The organism is Bradyrhizobium sp. SUTN9-2, from assembly GCF_003122645.1.
Lineage (GTDB): Bacteria > Pseudomonadota > Alphaproteobacteria > Rhizobiales > Xanthobacteraceae > Bradyrhizobium > Bradyrhizobium yuanmingense.
The window spans coordinates 1,622,430-1,638,562 of sequence record NZ_LAXE01000001.1; the positions used below are offsets into that span (position 1 = coordinate 1,622,430).

The 16,133-nt window shown below is 64.9% G+C and carries 14 protein-coding genes and 1 pseudogene; 10 read left to right on the forward strand and 5 right to left on the reverse strand.

Annotation, left to right across the window (positions count from 1 at the left end):
• Positions 1-38: 38 nt before the first annotated feature.
• The gene (locus XF30_RS07640; protein WP_036021165.1) at positions 39-995 is read left to right on the forward strand and encodes an alpha/beta fold hydrolase; all 957 of its coding nucleotides are present in this window, start codon (positions 39-41) and stop codon (positions 993-995) included.
• 119 nt (positions 996-1,114) lie between these two features.
• On the opposite strand, the gene cycA is transcribed toward XF30_RS07640, so the two are convergent.
• The gene (cycA, locus tag XF30_RS07645) at positions 1,115-1,510 is read right to left on the reverse strand and encodes a cytochrome c-550 CycA (protein WP_035997470.1); all 396 of its coding nucleotides are present in this window, start codon (positions 1,508-1,510) and stop codon (positions 1,115-1,117) included.
• A 229-nt stretch (positions 1,511-1,739) separates the two neighbouring features.
• Here cycA and XF30_RS07650 point away from each other — a divergent pair, with 229 nt between their 5' ends.
• Positions 1,740-3,233: an FAD-linked oxidase C-terminal domain-containing protein gene (locus XF30_RS07650; RefSeq protein WP_109142343.1), complete on the forward strand. Its 1,494-nt coding sequence runs from the start codon at positions 1,740-1,742 to the stop codon at positions 3,231-3,233.
• A gap of 75 nt (positions 3,234-3,308) precedes the next feature.
• On the opposite strand, the gene XF30_RS07655 is transcribed toward XF30_RS07650, so the two are convergent.
• Together XF30_RS07655 and XF30_RS07660 are read right to left on the reverse strand one after the other, a co-directional pair.
• A complete protein-coding gene (locus XF30_RS07655; RefSeq protein WP_109142344.1) occupies positions 3,309-4,079 on the reverse strand; it encodes a hypothetical protein in 771 nt (256 codons plus the stop codon).
• A gap of 111 nt (positions 4,080-4,190) precedes the next feature.
• Positions 4,191-5,764, reverse strand: a pseudogene (locus tag XF30_RS07660) (cation:proton antiporter).
• Between the two features lie 86 nt (positions 5,765-5,850).
• On the opposite strand from XF30_RS07660, the gene XF30_RS07665 reads away from it, so the two are divergent.
• The 5 genes from XF30_RS07665 to XF30_RS07690 all read left to right on the forward strand — a co-directional run bounded on the left by XF30_RS07665 (position 5,851) and on the right by XF30_RS07690 (position 11,955).
• Positions 5,851-6,609: a tetratricopeptide repeat protein gene (locus XF30_RS07665; RefSeq protein WP_109142345.1), complete on the forward strand. Its 759-nt coding sequence runs from the start codon at positions 5,851-5,853 to the stop codon at positions 6,607-6,609.
• 306 nt (positions 6,610-6,915) lie between these two features.
• On the forward strand, positions 6,916-8,307 hold the full coding sequence (locus XF30_RS07670) for a tetratricopeptide repeat protein (protein WP_109142346.1): 1,392 nt from the start codon (positions 6,916-6,918) through the stop codon (positions 8,305-8,307).
• A 371-nt stretch (positions 8,308-8,678) separates the two neighbouring features.
• The gene (locus XF30_RS07680; RefSeq protein ID WP_109142347.1) at positions 8,679-10,589 is read left to right on the forward strand and encodes a propionyl-CoA synthetase; all 1,911 of its coding nucleotides are present in this window, start codon (positions 8,679-8,681) and stop codon (positions 10,587-10,589) included.
• 157 nt (positions 10,590-10,746) lie between these two features.
• Positions 10,747-11,016: a hypothetical protein gene (locus XF30_RS07685; RefSeq protein WP_057028262.1), complete on the forward strand. Its 270-nt coding sequence runs from the start codon at positions 10,747-10,749 to the stop codon at positions 11,014-11,016.
• A 192-nt stretch (positions 11,017-11,208) separates the two neighbouring features.
• A complete protein-coding gene (locus XF30_RS07690) occupies positions 11,209-11,955 on the forward strand; it encodes an OmpW/AlkL family protein (RefSeq protein WP_109142348.1) in 747 nt (248 codons plus the stop codon).
• A gap of 83 nt (positions 11,956-12,038) precedes the next feature.
• On the opposite strand, the gene XF30_RS07695 is transcribed toward XF30_RS07690, so the two are convergent.
• The gene (locus tag XF30_RS07695) at positions 12,039-12,734 is read right to left on the reverse strand and encodes a DUF1013 domain-containing protein (RefSeq protein ID WP_035997500.1); all 696 of its coding nucleotides are present in this window, start codon (positions 12,732-12,734) and stop codon (positions 12,039-12,041) included.
• A 263-nt stretch (positions 12,735-12,997) separates the two neighbouring features.
• Between XF30_RS07695 and ispH the strand changes: the two genes are divergently transcribed.
• The 3 genes from ispH to rnhA are packed head-to-tail and all read left to right on the forward strand — an operon-like array spanning position 12,998 to position 15,417.
• A complete protein-coding gene (gene ispH / locus XF30_RS07700; RefSeq protein ID WP_036021214.1) occupies positions 12,998-13,966 on the forward strand; it encodes a 4-hydroxy-3-methylbut-2-enyl diphosphate reductase in 969 nt (322 codons plus the stop codon).
• Positions 13,967-13,972: 6 nt separating this feature from the next.
• Positions 13,973-14,956 (forward strand): homoserine kinase, encoded by a 984-nt coding sequence (locus tag XF30_RS07705; RefSeq protein ID WP_035997505.1) that lies wholly within the window; start codon positions 13,973-13,975, stop codon positions 14,954-14,956.
• Positions 14,953-15,417 carry a ribonuclease HI gene (rnhA, locus tag XF30_RS07710; RefSeq protein ID WP_035997507.1) on the forward strand — a complete coding sequence of 155 codons (465 nt, stop codon included), beginning with the start codon at positions 14,953-14,955 and terminating at the stop codon, positions 15,415-15,417. The genes XF30_RS07705 and rnhA overlap by 4 nt, the downstream gene beginning before the upstream one ends.
• Positions 15,418-15,578: 161 nt before the next feature.
• On the opposite strand, the gene XF30_RS07715 is transcribed toward rnhA, so the two are convergent.
• On the reverse strand, positions 15,579-16,064 hold the full coding sequence (locus tag XF30_RS07715) for a peroxiredoxin (protein ID WP_028180275.1): 486 nt from the start codon (positions 16,062-16,064) through the stop codon (positions 15,579-15,581).
• Positions 16,065-16,133: the final 69 nt, after the last annotated feature.

The following is a 16,133-nucleotide window of genomic DNA, read 5'->3' on the forward strand; positions in this document are numbered from 1 at the left end:
GTAACTGCCCCGTGCCCAGGATCACCCGGATTCTCTCCATGATCGTGATGTCAGTCGTGACGGCGCTGGTCCTGCTGGCGCTGCTCACGCAGGCCGGAATCGTCGCCGTGCAGCGGGCCTTTCCGCCGCAGGGGCGCATGGTCGAGGTCGAGGGCGCCGCGCTTCACGTCGTCGAGATCGGCCCGCGCGAGGCCGCCCCGCCGATCGTGATGCTGCACGGCGCGAGCTCCAACCTCGAAGCGATGCGGCGGCCGCTCGGCGATCTCCTCGCCCGGGATCATCGCGTGATTCTGATCGACCGCCCCGGCCATGGCTGGAGCACGCGCGCAAGCCGGCAGGATTCGACGCCGCAGATTCAGGCGCGCATGATCGACGAGGCGCTCGGCAAGCTCGGGATCGATCGCGCGGTCTTCGTGGTGCATTCCTGGAGCGGCGCCCTCGGCGCGCGGATCGCGCTCGATCACCCGCGCCGCGTGGCAGGTCTCGTGATGCTCGCGCCCGTCACGCATCCCTGGCGGGGCGGTGTCGGGCGCTACAACGAGATCATCGCAACGCCCGTGATCGGCCCGCTGCTCGCCTACACCATCACGCTGCCGCTCGGCTATTTCATCACCGAAGCCGGGGCCCGCAACGTGTTCCTGCCGCAGATCATGCCGGATGGTTTCGTGCAGGACTCCGCGACACCGCTCTTACTGCGCCCGCGCGAGTTCATCGCCAATGCCTATGATCTGGTGACGCTGAAGGAGTCGGTCGCCGCGCAAGTCGCGCGTTATGGCGCGATTACGGCGCCTGTTACGATCATCGCCGGCGAGCCCGACAAGACGGTGAGAACCAATATCCACGCGCGTCCGTTCGCCGCGGCGGTGTCGAATGCAAAGCTGATCGTGCTGCCCGATCTCGGCCACATGGTGCAGAACGCGGTGCCGGATCTCGTGAAGGCGGAGATCGAGACGATGATCGGAAACATCGCCCCGGCGCAGGCGGTCGCCGACTAAAGCGTTCTTCGAGCAAAGTGGAAACCGGTTCGCGCGAACAAACGCGTCAGAACAAGAAAGCCAGAGCTTCGATTCTGGTCCGATCAGAACCGAAGCTCTAGCGTCCGCCTCGTGCGCGCTTACTGCTTGATCTTCCCGTCCTTGTCGTATTGGGCAAGGAAGGCCCAGAGATTGTTGATCTCGGTCTCGTTCTTGATGCCGGCGAACGCCATCTTGGTGCCGGGGATCTTGGCCTTGGGATCCTTGATGTATTCCTTGAACGTGGCCTCGTCCCAGGTGATGCCGGAATTCTTGTTGGCGTCCGTGTAGCTATAGCCCTCAACCGCGCCCGACTTGCGGCCGTTGAGGCCGTTGAGCTCCGGGCCAACCTTGTTCTTGGCGCCTTCGCCGATCGCGTGGCAGGCCAGGCACTTGTTGAACGATGTCTTGCCGGCCGCGACATCCTGCGCCATCGCGGCGGGTGCGGTGGCAATGACGGTGAGGATTGTCACCGCGCCGAAAGTCAGTTTTGTCATAAGTGTGCTCTTCGTCTCTTCCCGGGTCAGATGGAGGGTCGTGGTTTTGGCAGGTCCGGTGCAAGTGGACAAGCCGCGAAACTCTGACAGGTTTCCTGCTAGCAGACTTGCCCCAGAGAGAACTTGCGCTGCAACAAAGCAATGCGACCTTCGGAGGACCTACCCAAAGTCCGCAAGACATGATTGATTTGCCGAGATAATTCCATCCGTCGGACGAAGGCTTCTTAAAATGGCCATCATGATGCCCGCAAGCGACCTGGCCGTGCTGGCGCGTCGCAGCGAAATCGTCGCCGCCTTGCGCGCAATCGTGCCGGGCGAGGGCGTGATCGACAGCCTCGCCGAGATGCGGGCCTATGAATCCGACGGGCTGACCGCCTATCGGCAGCCGCCGATGGTCGTGGTGCTGCCCGATACGACCGAGCAGGTCTCGCTCGTCCTGAAATATTGTGCCGCGCAAGGCATCAAGGTGGTTCCGCGCGGCTCCGGCACCTCGCTGTCCGGTGGCGCGCTGCCCCTCGAGGACGGCGTGCTGCTCGGCCTCGGCAAGTTCAAGCGCATCCGCGAGATCGATTTCGACAACCGCGTCGTCGTCACCGAGCCCGGCGTCACCAACCTCGCAATCAGCCAGGCGGTCGCCCATGCCGGCTTCTATTACGCGCCCGATCCGTCCTCGCAGATCGCCTGCTCGATCGGCGGCAACGTGGCGGAAAATTCCGGCGGCGTGCACTGCTTGAAATACGGCATGACCACCAACAACGTGCTCGGCTGCGAGATCGTGCTGATGAGCGGCGAGATCCTGCGCATCGGCGGCAAGGGCTGCGAGAATCCCGGCTATGACCTGATGGGCGTCATCACCGGTTCCGAGGGCCTGCTCGGCGTCATCACGGAGATCACGGTGCGCATCCTGCAGAAGCCCGAGACGGCGCGCGCGCTGATGGTTGGCTTCGCGCAGGTCGAGGCGGCCGGCGAATGCGTGGCGCGCATCATCGGCGCCGGCATCATCCCCGGCGGCATGGAGATGATGGACAAGCCCGCGATCCACGCCGCGGAGGCCTTCGTCCATGCCGGCTACCCGCTCGATGTCGAGGCACTGCTCATCATCGAGCTCGACGGGCCCAAGATCGAGGTCGACGAGCTGATCACGCGCGTCGAGGCCATTGCGAACGCCTGCGGCTCGACCACCTGCCAGATCTCGACTTCGGAGGCCGAGCGCAACCTGTTCTGGGCCGGCCGCAAGGCCGCGTTCCCCGCCGTGGGCCGCATCTCACCCGATTATCTCTGCATGGACGGCACCATCCCGCGCGGCGCGCTGCCGAAGGCGCTGGCGCGCATCCGCGAGCTCTCGGAAAAGTACCAGCTCGGCTGCGCCAACGTGTTCCACGCCGGCGACGGCAATCTGCACCCCCTGATCCTCTACGATGCCAACAAGCCCGGCGAGATCGAGCGCGCCGAAGCCTTCGGCGCCGATATCCTGCGCGCCTGCGTCGAGTTCGGCGGCGTGCTCACCGGCGAGCACGGCGTCGGCATCGAGAAGCGCGACCTCATGCCCGACATGTTCAGCGAGATCGACCTCAACCAGCAGCAGCGCCTGAAATGCGCCTTCGACGCGCAGGGCCTGCTCAATCCCGGAAAAGTATTTCCGACCCTGCACCGCTGCGCCGAGCTCGGCCGCATGCACGTCCACGCGGGCAAGCTGGCGTTCCCGGATTTGCCGCGGTTCTAGGCTCCACCGTGACGGGTGCAACCTCTCCCAGCATGACGGATTTGATGCTCGGGACGACAGCGGCGTGTTGGTCGCCTACTGCGCCAGCGCCAGGATGCCGCCGGCAAATGCGTGCCACGCCGCCGTTTCGCTGACCGGCCAGTTGAGCACCTTCACCGCCAGAAGCGCGAGCGTGCCCGTGATGTATACCGGATGCACGCGGCCCTCGGCGCGCCAGTCGCGCACCATGGCGACGACAAGCAGAAGGGAGGCGACCACAGCAGGCGCGATCGTCACGGGCACCGGCGGCGGGCCGGGCGGTCCTGATGGTGCGAGGAAGGTCAGGAACCAGCGCGCGATCGCGGCGTCGAGGATCGAGACCGCCGCGAGCAGCATCAGGCGCTTGTGAACCTCGAGCCTGCGCGCGTTCATGATGGCGAGCGCGAACACCACGGCAAAGAATGCGATGCCGCTCAGCGGCACGATCGAGAAGGCGATGCCTGCATCGGCCTGTCCGAGCGCCGCGGCCTTCTTCATCGACGTCACGGACGCGAAGAAGCCAGAAATGACCATCGCGGTCGCAAGCGAGACGCCGACGATGCCGAACGAGCGGTGATTGACCACACGGCCGGAGGCTGCGAGCCAGGTCTGGAGCACGAAATAAAGCGACCAGGTGAAGAACAAGAGTCCGTGAAAATGGATCACCGGGCTTGTGGACAATGTCCGGTGAGCGAGCGGCACCCAATAGGTCGGTGCGAAGCCGAGAAAGGCAGTCGCAGCGCAGGCGAGCGCCATGTGGAGATAAAAATATCGTGCAGGCGACGCATCACGCGCGCGTACACGACGGTCGTCAATCAGGGTCGTCATCAGGGGTGAGTCTGGAGAGGCGGGGTTTGGTTCAAGCTGCGGGATGCTGTGTGTGACTCGGCGCACATTGCAGAGCGCCCAAACTCTTGTCGGGACGACAGCGGAGAGACATCATCCGCCCGCGCTCAATTCTGCGCGATCGAGCTCCTCCTCGAGCCGATGAAACGCATCGTCGCCGATCACCTCGGTGGCGCGCAGGTCGAAGATCGCCTTGCGCGCGGCCTCGATAGCGCGGCGGCGCAGGGGATCGGCGGGCAGTTCGCCGTTGCTGATGCCGCCGTTGGGATCGGTCTCGGCCTGCATCAGGATGGCGCGATATTCGAGCCGCAGGATTTCCGCCTCCTCCGACGGATCGCTCTCGATCGCATCGAGCGCGGCGCGATAGGCCACGGCGCGGCCGCGGGCGACCTCGATGCCGACGGGATCGTCGTCCTTGAGGTTGAAAGCGAGGATCAGCGGCCGCAGCGTCAGGCCCTGGATCACCAGCGATCCCAGCACCACCGCAAACGCGATGAAGACGATGAAGTCACGATAGGGAAAGTTTTCCGGCAGGGCAAAGGCGGTGGCGAGCGTGACGAGGCCGCGCATGCCGCACCAGGAGATGATGAGCCCGCCCTTGGGCGAGGCCACCTGCTGCGGATCCTTGGGATGATAGAGCCCCTGCGCGATCAGCACCCGCAGGCTCGTGCGATAGAACGTCACCCAGAACAGGCGTACCAGGATCACCGTAAGCAGGATCCAGGCGGCGGCCACGCAATATTCCCAGCGCACGTCCGCATCCAGCCGCGTCCAGATCGGCCGCATCTGCATGCCGATCAGCATGAAGGCGAGCACGTTGAGCACGAACACGGTCGTCTCCCACACCGCATAGGACGGCACCCGCAGCCGCGCCGGGATGCGCGCCGGTGCGGTGCGTGCGACCGTGATGGCGTAGACCACGATGGTGAGGATGCCGGAGAGACCGAGATGCTCGGCGGCGATCCAGACCATGAAGGTGGTGGCGAACTGCACGATGATGGCGCTCGGCGCCTCCGTCACCCGCTCCATGAACAGCGGAATGATGCGGCCTGCGGCCAGACCCGCGATGACGCTGCCGACCAGCGCCAGCGCCATGGTCGGGGCGACCTGGCTCCAGGTCAGATGCTCGGTGGCGACCGCGCCGACGGCGATGCGATAGATCAGCAGCGCGCTGGCATCGTTGAGCAGGCTTTCGCCCTCCAGCACCTTGACCATGCGGTGGGGCAGCTTGACCTGGCTCAGGATCGCAACCGCAGCGGCCGCATCCGGCGGCGCCACGATGGCGCCGAGCGCGACCGCGGCGGGGGCATGTCGGGCATCAGCCGGTGCGCGACATAGGCCACGGCGGCCGTGGTGAGGCCGACCGCGGCCACCACCAGGGTCGACACCGGAACCCAGTTCTTGCGAAGGTCGCGCAGCGACGTGTCGAAGGCGGCATCGAGCAGGACCGGCGCGACAAAAAGGGCAAGGGCGAGGTCCGGCTCCAGCGTCCAGGACGGGCTCGACGGCACGAAGGCGATCAGCGCGCCGCCGATGGCGAGAAAGGTCGGGTAGGGCACCTTGATCCGCCGCGCCAGCGCCGATAAGCCAACCGCGCCGAGCAGCAACACAATGATCCATTCGAATGTCGACACGATGATCCCCGAAGCCGATTTCAGCGGCGCCACAAGCTAGCACCAATCCGGCCGTATGATGGATAGTGCGGCTTCAAGGCAAGAGCTTAACATCGACGACAAGGCTTCGACTGCAACGCATGCGTTTTCTCATTCAGCTGATCGGCGCCGGACTGCTCTATGCGCTATCGTTCGCCCCGGCCGATGCCGCGACCGGCGGCGAGCCGGTGGCTGTGACGCAGGTCGATGTCGCGCCCTGCCTCGCCGCGGCCGCAGCCGATGACATGGACAAGGCCGCCACGGCCTGCGCCGAAGTGATCGACAACGAGAAGACGACGAAGGCCGATCTGATCAAGGCTCTGATCGCGCGCGGTGCGCTCTATGCGCGGCACAATCAGGTCGACCATGCCATCGCCGACGACAGCCGTGCTCTTCTGCTCGATCCCGGCCTTGCCGACGTCTTCAATGCGCGCGGCGAACTCTGGCTGAAGAAGGGTGACAAGCCGAAGGCGGTGCAGGATTTCGGCGCAGCGCTCAGGATCGATCCGAACCACGAGAAGGCCAAAGCCAATCACAAGGCGATGGCGCGCGAGATCGAGCGGATCGGCGCGCAGATGGCGGTCGCCGGCAAGCCCAGCTTCAATTGCGGGCGAGCGCGTCGGGCGGTGGAACGGGCGATCTGCGGCAATCGCGAGCTCGCCGATCTCGATCGCGAGGTCTTTGCCTCCAATGCCCGTGCGATCCGGGAGGCGCGCAATGCGGCCGAGGCCAAAGCGCTCCAGCGCGAGCAGGTCGAGTTCATCGCGCGCCGCAATGCCGATTTCGGCCGGCCGGGATACGACCTGAAGAAGGCGATGCAGCAGCGCTTGCAGCGGCTGAACGGTGTGGATGGATATTGAGATTTTCGCCTCTCCCCGCAAGCGGCAGGGCAATCGCATTTGAATATTGCAGGGGTCGTCATGCCCGGGCTTGTACCGGGCATCCACGTTCTTTGTGCCGTGTGAAAAGACGTGGATGGCCGGGACGAGCCCGGCCATGACTCTGTGGAGACAGCCGGTGCCCATAGCCACATCTCATATGCGATAGTCCTGCCCAAGCAGGGCGAGGGAGAGCCGGCAGCGCTCCGTCCCTCCCAGGCCCGGTTTGAACCCATCGCTTGCCAGCTGCGACAACGGTGAGAACCCGACGTCACGGAGCCCTATGTCATGTGCGGCACTCACGCCTCCGCGCAAGCGCTTTCGCCTGCCAAAATCTCGCTTCGCGCCCTCTTTCTCGGCGCGGCCATGAGTTTCGTTCTCGCGGCTCCCGCCGCGGCGAGCACCGAGTGCGTGCTGGGAAGCAAGGCCGCCCCGGTCGAGTTGATCTCCGCGTGCAGCGCCATCATCGACCAGACCGCCAATTCGGCCGCCGAGCGAAGCGCGGCCCTCGTCGTCCGCGCCGAAGCCAATGCGCAAACCCTTGGAGGCCAGTCACAGGCGCTGCGGGATCTCGACCGCGCCATCGCGCTCGACGGCAAGAACGCGAAGGCCTGGCGCGTGCGCGGCGATCTCCTGCGCGAGGCCGGCGGCGACCTCAATCGCGCCGCGGCGGATCTGACCAAGGCGATCGAGCTCGACCCGCAGGATGCCGAAGCTTACGAGCTGCGCGGCGTCGTCTACACCAATCAGCGCCGCCTCGACCGCGCACTCGCCGATTACGACCAGGCGATCAAGCTGAAGCCGGACGATGCGCAAGCCTGGTCCGACCGTGGTGTGGCCTATTATCTCGGCGGCGACAACGAGAAGGCGATCAGAAATTTCGACGAGGCGCTGCGGCTCGATCCCGACCGCGCGCGCACCTACACCAACCGCGGCGCGGCCTACAAGAAGCTCGGCCAGCTCGAAAAGGCGGTCGCCGACGACGGCGAGGCGATCAGGCTCGACCCGAAGGTGCCGGAATATTACGACAACCGCGGCCTGACCTATGCTGCGATGGGCGAGTACGACAAGGCGATTGCCGATTACGACCAGGCGATCCGGCGGGAACAGCGCGCCAACTTCCTGACCAACCGCGGCGACTCCTACCAGTTCAAAGGCGAGCTCGGGGCGGCGCTGAGCGACTACGAGGCTGCGCTGAAGCTCGATCCGAATTTCGCGAAGACCTACAACAACCGCGCGGTGCTCTACAAGAAGATGGGCGAGCGCAAGAGGGCACTTGCCGATTATGAGACGGCGCTGAAGCTGGATCCCGGCAATGAGAATGCAGCGAACGGCCGCCGCAGCATGATGGCCGAGATCGCCAGGTTCGGCGCGGCGTCGCCGGGCCCAATGCATGCGCGCTCAGCCGACGATAGCGGTCCCTCCTTCAAGTGCGCCACCGCCAAGCGTGAGGTCGAGAAAGTGATCTGCGCCGATCCGCAGCTCGGCGTGCTCGACCGTCAGATCGCCGAGACCTATGAACGCGTGCTGAGGGCTTCCAAAGGACGTTCCGCTAGCGACCTGCGCAAGACCCAGCGCGAGTTCCTCACGACGCGCAATGCGAGCTTCCGCCGCCCCGGATACGATCTGAAGAGGATCATGCAGGACCGCTTGCAGCGGCTGAACGCGATGGAGAGCTGAGAGGCGAAGGAGCTGAAGCCTTGCGACTGGCTCCGTAACCTCTCCAGCCTGCGGGAGAGGTCGACGCGCTCGGAGAGCGCGGCGGGTGAGGGCTCTCTCCTCTCTTGGGGACCTCATGAATCTTGCACGATCCCAACGCGGAGACACCCCCACCCCAACCCTCCCTCGCAAGCGGGAGAGGGGGCCGACTGCCGATGCCGCGCAAGCTTCACACCCCTCCGCCAAAAAAACCCATCCTTTTCAGCTTGAACCGCGGCCCGTTCCCGGGAAAATGGCTCCAAACAAGGCCGGCAATTGATCCTTGTCATGGCGGGGCGCCTGTCCTGCCACGAGGTTCAAGCCAGGTGAATCAAGGGAACGGGAGCGCGGGAATGAATATCCAGGGCAAAAGCAGCTATCATGAAGTCCATGCGCGCTCGCTGGCTGATCCCGAGAGCTTCTGGGCCGAGGCGGCGAAAGAGATCGACTGGATCGAGCCTGCGACGAAGATCTTCGATCCCTCGCAAGGAACCTACGGCCGCTGGTTCGCCGGCGGCGTCGTCAACACCTGCTACAACGCCCTCGACCGCCACGTCGAACGGGGGCGCGCCGACCAGGTCGCGCTGATCCATGATTCGCCGCTGACGGGCTCGGTCACCAAGTTCACCTATGCCGAACTGCTGAACGAGGTCCAGGCGCTCGCCGCAATCATGCAGGATTTCGGTGTCGCCAAAGGCGATCGTGTCATCCTCTATATGCCGATGGTGCCGGAGGCGGTGGTCGCGATGCTCGCCTGCGCGCGGCTCGGTGCGGTGCACTCGGTGGTGTTCGGCGGCTTTGCCGCGAAGGAGCTTGCCACACGCATCGACGATGCGCAGCCCAAGCTGATCCTGTCCGCCAGCTGCGGCATCGAGGCCGGCCGCATCGTGCAGTACAAGCCGCTGCTCGACGAGGCGATCAAGCTTGCCAGCAGCAAGCCGAAGGCCTGCATCGTGCTGCAGCGTCCGCAGCTCACCTGCGAGATGACGCCGAGCCGCGATTACGACTGGGCCAGCCTGCGCCGCAAGGCGCTGAACGACGGCAAGCGCGCGGCGTGCGTGCCTGTCGCCGCGACAGACCCGCTCTACATCCTCTATACCTCGGGCACAACAGGCGTGCCGAAGGGCGTCGTGCGCGACAATGGCGGGCATCTCGTCGCGGTGAAATGGTCGATGTTCAACCTCTATGGCGTCAAGCCGGGCGAGGTCTGGTGGTGCGGCTCCGACATCGGCTGGGTGGTCGGCCACAGCTACATCGTCTACGGCCCGCTGCTGCATGGCGCGACCACGATCATGTACGAGGGCAAGCCGGTCGGCACGCCCGACGCCGGCGCGTTCTGGCGCGTGATCTCCGAGCACAAGGCGGTGGCCTTTTTCACCGCGCCGACGGCCTTCCGCGCCATCCGCAAGGAAGACCCGGAAGGGAAATTCATCCGGCAGTACGACCTCTCGAAATTCCGTACCCTGTTCCTCGCCGGCGAGCGCGCCGATCCGCCGACCGTGGAATGGGCGGAGCAGCAGCTGAAGGTACCGGTGATCGACCATTGGTGGCAGACCGAGACCGGCTGGTGCATCGCCGGCAATCCGGTCGGCCTCGGCATGCTGCCGGTGAAGCACGGCTCGCCGACGGTGCCGATGCCAGGCTATCAGGTCGATGTCGTCGACGAAGCGGCAAAGCCGGTCGGCCCCAACACCATGGGCTCGATCGTCATCAGGCTGCCGATGCCGCCGGGCTGCCTGCCGACGCTGTGGAATCAGGACGCGCGCTTCAAGGAGGCTTACCTGAGCGAATTCCCCGGCTATTACAAAACCTCCGACGCCGGCTACAAGGACGAGGACGGCTATATCTTCGTGATGGGCCGCACCGACGACATCATCAACGTCGCCGGGCATCGCCTCTCCACCGGCGGCATGGAGGAGATCCTGGCCTCGCATCCCGATGTCGCCGAATGCGCCGTGCTCGGCGTCAAGGACGCGATCAAGGGCGAGGTGCCCTGCGGCTTCCTGGTGCTGAAAGCGGGCGTGAAGCGCCCGCCGGCCGAGATCGAGAAGGAGATCGTCGCGCTGGTGCGCGACAAGCTCGGCCCGGTCGCCGCGTTCAAGCTCGCCATCACCGTCGGCCGCCTGCCCAAGACGCGCTCCGGAAAGATCCTGCGCGGCACCATCAAGAAGATCGCCGACGGAGAATCCTGGACCATGCCGGCGACGATCGAGGATCCCAAGGCACTCGAGGAGATCGGCGAGGCGCTGAAGGGACGGATGTGAGGCGAAGCGTCATCCCGGGGCGGGAAGGGCGTTGCTCACCGCTCTCCACTGTCATCGCCCGCCTGTGCGGGGAACGACAGCGAGCGTGGAACGGCGTCCAGGGACTTACAATCTCCGCATTCCGCGCTAAACAGGGCCGGCCGATAGGGAACCTCGTATGCCACTTGCCGCCGCGCCACGCCTGCTGACCGCCTTAGCTCTCGCCGTCGCTCTCTCCGCCTGCTCGGCACGCTACCAGAATCCGGTGGCGGCGAGCGGCGATGATGACGACGCCGTCTGCCAGAGCCGCGGCTATGCGCAGGGCTCGCCGGATTACGTGGCTTGCCGCAAGGACCGCGACGTCCAGCGCAACGCGGCCACCGCGCGCGCCGACCGCCGCCAGCGCGATCTCGGCGAGTACATGCTGAACAACCCCGTGCGCCCGTGATGTGAGCTGCGGCACTATGCTGCCGCGCCACCCGCTTTGCATTCGCGGTTTCCGTGACACATCTGCAACGCCGGGGCCAAATCGCGTCGCGATAGTCCTGGTTTGATCGGCATCAAATCCTTCACCATTCTCTTTCTGCTCTGACGCTGATGTCGCGCAACGACGCGTCGACATGGTTGAAGGGGATTGAAAATGGATGGAACGATAAGAAACTTGGCGCGGGTCGCGACGCTCGGCGCGATGCTCGTGGGCACTTTTGCATCAGTGCAGGCGGCAGATCTGCCGGTCTACAAGAAGGCGCCGGTGCCGGTGGAGGCGTTCAATCCGTGGATGATCCGCCTGCGGGTGCTCGGCGTATTGCCGGATGCGGGCGGGAGCACCGTCAATGTCGCGGGCGTGCCTTCGCTGTCGTCGCCGACTTCAGGCCCGTCGATCAGCGACCAGGTCGTGCCCGAGCTCGACATCAGCTACTTCTTCACCAAGAACATCGCGGCCGAATTGATCCTGGGCGTGACCAGGCATTCGATCAGCGGCACCGGCTCGCTCGCGAACCTGCCGATCGGCAAGACCACGCTACTGCCGCCGACGCTGACGCTGCAATATCACTTCGACCAGTTCGGCGCGTTCAAGCCGTATGTCGGCGCCGGCGTGAACTACACCGTGTTCTTCAACAATTCCGCGGCCAATGCGCCTTCCGCGATCGCCGGTCCGCCCGCGATCGTCGCCACCACCACCAACCTGCACGTCAGCAACGCCTGGGGCGGCGCCGTCCAGTTTGGCTTCGACTACATGATCGACCGGCACTGGGGTCTCAACGTCGACGTCAAGAAGCTCTGGCTGCGCCCGAACTACAGCGCCATCGTCTCCGGCCTGCCGGTCACCGGCACCGCGCATATCGATCCGTGGCTGGTCGGCGCGGGTGTGACCTACAAGTTCTGACCTGAAGCCCAGCTCGGGCGTACAAACAAAACGCGGCAGGTTTTCCTGCCGCGTTCGCGTTGATGGTGGATGAACGGGAGGAATTACTCCTCCTCGTCCTCGTGCTTCTTGCCGCCGAGCGTCTTCAGCTTGGCAAACACGGCGTCGACGTTGAGGTCGTCGCTGGACTTCTCCGCGGGCTCGTACTCGTCCTTGCGGGTGGTCTCGGAGGCCGGCAGCAGGGTGGCGCCGCCATAGGCTGCGTCGATCGGCTTCTCCTTCGCCGCGCGCTGCACCTCGAAATCGAGCTCGATCTGCGAGCACAGGCCGAGCGTGACCGGGTCGATCGGGGTCAGCGCCGAGGTGTTCCAGTGGGTACGGTCGCGCACGCTCGCGATCGTGCTCTTGGTGGTGCCGACCAGGCGCATGATCTGGGCGTCCTTGAGCTCCGCATGGTTGCGCAGCAGCCAGAGGATGGCGCTCGGGCGCTCATGGCGGCGCGAGACCGGGGTATAACGCGGGCCCTTGCGCTTGGGCTGGGGCGGCAGCACCACCTTGCTCTCCTGGAGGCGGAGCCGGTAGTCCGGGTTCTTCTCGCCCTTCTCGATTTCCTCGCGGGTCAGCTGGCCATTGGAGAGGGGATCCATGCCCTTGATGCCCTGGGCGGCGTCGCCGTCGGCGATGGCGCGCACCTCGAGGGGATGCATCTTGGTGAAATCGGCGACCTGGTCGAAGGTCAGCGCGGTGTTGTCGAGCAGCCAAACGGCGGTCGCCTTGGGCATCAGAGGTGCGTTGCTCATGGCAAATCTCCTTTGTGCTTCGCCCACCCCTCTGGAGGCGAAACCGGTGGTCATCAGCGATGACAGGGAATTCGCGCTATATAAGCCCGGAGGGGGTAGCCATGCAATGGTTCTGCTATAGATAGTGCCTTGACACCGCCCGAAAGGGGGCCCAATTCCCTTTGAACCGCTGTAAGGTTCAAGCCGACAGTTTTAAGCCAAATTCCCATCCATCGACCGCCCCGGCAGAACGCGATCGGGTGATTCGGTCCCGAGATCGCTCAATGTCAGCCAAACCAGACCTCAAGATCGTGCTTTGTTCTCCCCGCGGCTTCTGTGCCGGGGTGGTCCGGGCGATCGACACCGTGGAACGGGCGCTCGATAAGTACGGCGCCCCCGTCTATGTTCGCCACGAGATTGTGCACAACAAGTACGTCGTCGATGGGTTGAAGAAGAAGGGCGCCATCTTCGTCGAGGAGCTCGCCGAAATCCCCGAGAATACCACCGCCCCGGTGGTGTTCTCGGCCCATGGCGTACCGAAATCGGTTCCGGCCGACGCCCAGTCCCGCAACCTGTTCTCGCTGGATGCGACTTGCCCGCTGGTGACCAAGGTGCATCGCGAGGCCGCGATCCATTTCAAGCGCGGCCGCGAGATCTTCCTGATCGGCCATTCCCACCATCCCGAGGTAGTCGGCACGCTCGGTCAGCTGCCGCCCGGCGCAGTGACCCTGATCGAGACCGCCGAGGATGCCAAGACCATCACGCCGAAGGACCCCAACAACCTCGCCTTCGTGACGCAGACCACGCTGTCGATCGACGACACCGCGGAGATCGTCGCGCTGCTCAAGGAACGCTTCCCCAACATCAACGGGCCGCACAAGGAAGACATCTGCTACGCCACCACCAACCGCCAGCTCGCGGTGAAGAAGGTGGCGCCGGTGGTGGACGCGCTCATCGTGGTCGGTGCTCCCAACTCGTCGAACTCGCAGCGCCTGCGCGAGGTTGCCGAGCGCGAGGGCTGCAAGATCGCGGTGCTGGCGCAGCGCGCCGCGGACCTCGACTGGACCAGGTTCGGCAACATCAAGAGCCTTGGCATCACCGCTGGCGCGTCCGCGCCTGAGGTGATCGTCGAGGAGATCATGGACGCCTTCGCCGAGCGCTACACGCTGCACGTGGAGACGGTCTCGGCCGCGGAAGAGAACGAGTTCTTCCCGTTGCCGCGTCAGGTGCGCCCCGAAGCTGCCGCCGAGTAGACCTTGATGGCGGTCTACACCGACGTCGCCGCCGACGAGCTTGCGGATTTCCTGAAGCAATACGATCTCGGCGAATTGCTCTCCTACAAGGGCATCGCCGAGGGCGTCGAAAATTCCAACTTCCTGCTGCACACAAGCAAAGGCTCGTTCATCCTCACGCTGTACGAAAAGCGCGTGGCAAGGAACGATCTGCCGTTCTTTCTCGCGCTGATGACGCATCTGGCCGAGCACGGCGTCAATTGTCCGCTGCCTGTGAAGGCAAGAGACGGCGAGGCGCTGCGCGAGCTGGCAGGCCGGCCCGCAGCGATCATCACCTTCCTCGAAGGCGTCTGGCCGCGCAAGCCGAACGCGACCCATTGCGCCGGGGTCGGCGAGGGGCTGGCGAAGATGCATCTGGCAGGCGCGAATTTTGCGATCAAGCGCACCAATGCGCTCTCGGTTTCCGGCTGGCGACCGCTGTTCGACGCAGCTTCAAGCCGCGCCGACGAGGTGCAGCCCGGTCTGCGCGATTTTCTTGCCGCCGAACTTGATTATCTCTCGAGCGGCGTCTGGCCGAGCAACCTGCCCGAAGGCGTGATCCACGCCGACCTTTTCAACGACAACGTCTTTTTCCTCGGCGACAAGCTCTCGGGGATCATCGACTTCACCTTCGCCTGCAACGACATGCTGGCCTATGACGTCGCGATCTGCCTCAACGCCTGGTGCTTCGAGCCGGATCATTCCTTCAACGTCACCAAGGCGCGTGCCTTCCTCAACGCCTATGGCCGGGTGCGCAAGCTGAGCGAAGCCGAAGAGGCCGCGCTGCCGCTGCTGGCGCGGGGCGCGGCGATCCGCTTCCTGCTGACGCGGCTGGTCGACTGGCTCAACGTGCCCGCAGGCGCGCTGGTCAAGCCGAAGGATCCGCTCGAGTATGTCCGCAAGCTGCGCTTCCATCAGAGCGTGACGAGCGTGCGCGATTATGGGCTGATGCCGTCGGGGCTGGTGGCGTGAGCGAGCTACCCAATGTCACGATCTATACCGACGGCGCCTGCTCGGGAAATCCCGGGCCGGGCGGCTGGGGCGCGATCCTGAAGTTCGGCGACAAGGAAAAGGAGCTGAACGGCGGCCAGCCGCACACCACCAACAACCAGATGGAATTGATGGCGGCGATTTCGGCGCTCGAAGCGCTGAAGCGGCCGTGCACGGTCGACCTCTACACCGACAGCCAGTATGTCCGGCAGGGCATCACCGGCTGGATCTTCGGCTGGAAGCGCAACGGCTGGCGCACCGCCGACAAGAAGCCGGTGAAGAATGTCGAGCTATGGCAGCGCCTCGACGCAGCGCTGAAGCAGCACGAGGTCCGCTGGCACTGGGTCAAGGGCCACGCCGGCCACCCCGAGAACGAGCGCGCCGACCAGCTGGCGCGCGACGGCATCGTCATGGCGCGGTTGCAGCAGCGGGTGAGGGAGTAGGGGGCGCCATCGTCGCCTCATTCACCACTGTCATCGCCCGGCTTGACCGGGCGATCCAGTACTCCGATACGTTTCTGATTCAACCGAGAAGCCTCGGCGTACTGGATGCCCCGCCTTCGCGGGGCATGACAGCGTCATGTGTGGCTAAGACCGGTGGCGCCTCACAGCTGCCCGAGCAGCGTATCGCCGCCGGAGACCTCGACCTTGCCGGGCATCGCCTCGAGGTTCAGCTTCTTGACCACGCCGTCCTCGATCAGCATCGAATAGCGCTTGGAGCGGATGCCGAGGCCGTTGGCGGAGGCGTCCAGCTCCATGCCGATCGCCTTGGTGAAGTCGGCATTGCCGTCGGCGAGGAAGACGGCCTCGTCGCGCTGGTCGGTGTCGCGCTTCCAGGCGTTCATGACGAAGGCGTCGTTGACGGAGACGATGGCGATGGTGTCGACACCCTTGTCCTTCATGGCATAGGCGTTGAGGAAGATGCTCGGCAGATGCATCTTGTGGCAGGTGCCGGTATAGGCGCCGGGGACCGCGAACAGCGCCACCTTCTTGCCCTTGAAGATGTCGTCGGTGGTCTTCACCTGCGGGCCTTCCGCCGTCATCACGCGGAATTTCGCCTCGGGCAGCTTGTCGCCAATCTGGATCGCCATCGTCACTCTCCCTGAAAATCGGTCCCGCTTTTTAGACCGGGCGGCGGGCCTGCACAATATTGCCAGTGG

Excerpts from the sequence above, each read along its gene's own strand:
- XF30_RS07640 (WP_036021165.1), top strand. The coding sequence starts at position 39 with ATGATCGTGATGTCAGTCGTGACGGCGCTGGTCCTGCTGGCGCTGCTC.
- cycA (WP_035997470.1), bottom strand. The coding sequence starts at position 1,510 with ATGACAAAACTGACTTTCGGCGCGGTGACAATCCTCACCGTCATTGCC.
- XF30_RS07650 (WP_109142343.1), top strand. The coding sequence starts at position 1,740 with ATGGCCATCATGATGCCCGCAAGCGACCTGGCCGTGCTGGCGCGTCGC.
- XF30_RS07655 (WP_109142344.1), bottom strand. The coding sequence starts at position 4,079 with ATGACGACCCTGATTGACGACCGTCGTGTACGCGCGCGTGATGCGTCG.
- XF30_RS07665 (WP_109142345.1), top strand. The coding sequence starts at position 5,851 with ATGCGTTTTCTCATTCAGCTGATCGGCGCCGGACTGCTCTATGCGCTA.
- XF30_RS07670 (WP_109142346.1), top strand. The coding sequence starts at position 6,916 with ATGTGCGGCACTCACGCCTCCGCGCAAGCGCTTTCGCCTGCCAAAATC.
- XF30_RS07680 (WP_109142347.1), top strand. The coding sequence starts at position 8,679 with ATGAATATCCAGGGCAAAAGCAGCTATCATGAAGTCCATGCGCGCTCG.
- XF30_RS07685 (WP_057028262.1), top strand. The coding sequence starts at position 10,747 with ATGCCACTTGCCGCCGCGCCACGCCTGCTGACCGCCTTAGCTCTCGCC.
- XF30_RS07690 (WP_109142348.1), top strand. The coding sequence starts at position 11,209 with ATGGATGGAACGATAAGAAACTTGGCGCGGGTCGCGACGCTCGGCGCG.
- XF30_RS07695 (WP_035997500.1), bottom strand. The coding sequence starts at position 12,734 with ATGAGCAACGCACCTCTGATGCCCAAGGCGACCGCCGTTTGGCTGCTC.
- ispH (WP_036021214.1), top strand. The coding sequence starts at position 12,998 with ATGTCAGCCAAACCAGACCTCAAGATCGTGCTTTGTTCTCCCCGCGGC.
- XF30_RS07705 (WP_035997505.1), top strand. The coding sequence starts at position 13,973 with ATGGCGGTCTACACCGACGTCGCCGCCGACGAGCTTGCGGATTTCCTG.
- XF30_RS07715 (WP_028180275.1), bottom strand. The coding sequence starts at position 16,064 with ATGGCGATCCAGATTGGCGACAAGCTGCCCGAGGCGAAATTCCGCGTG.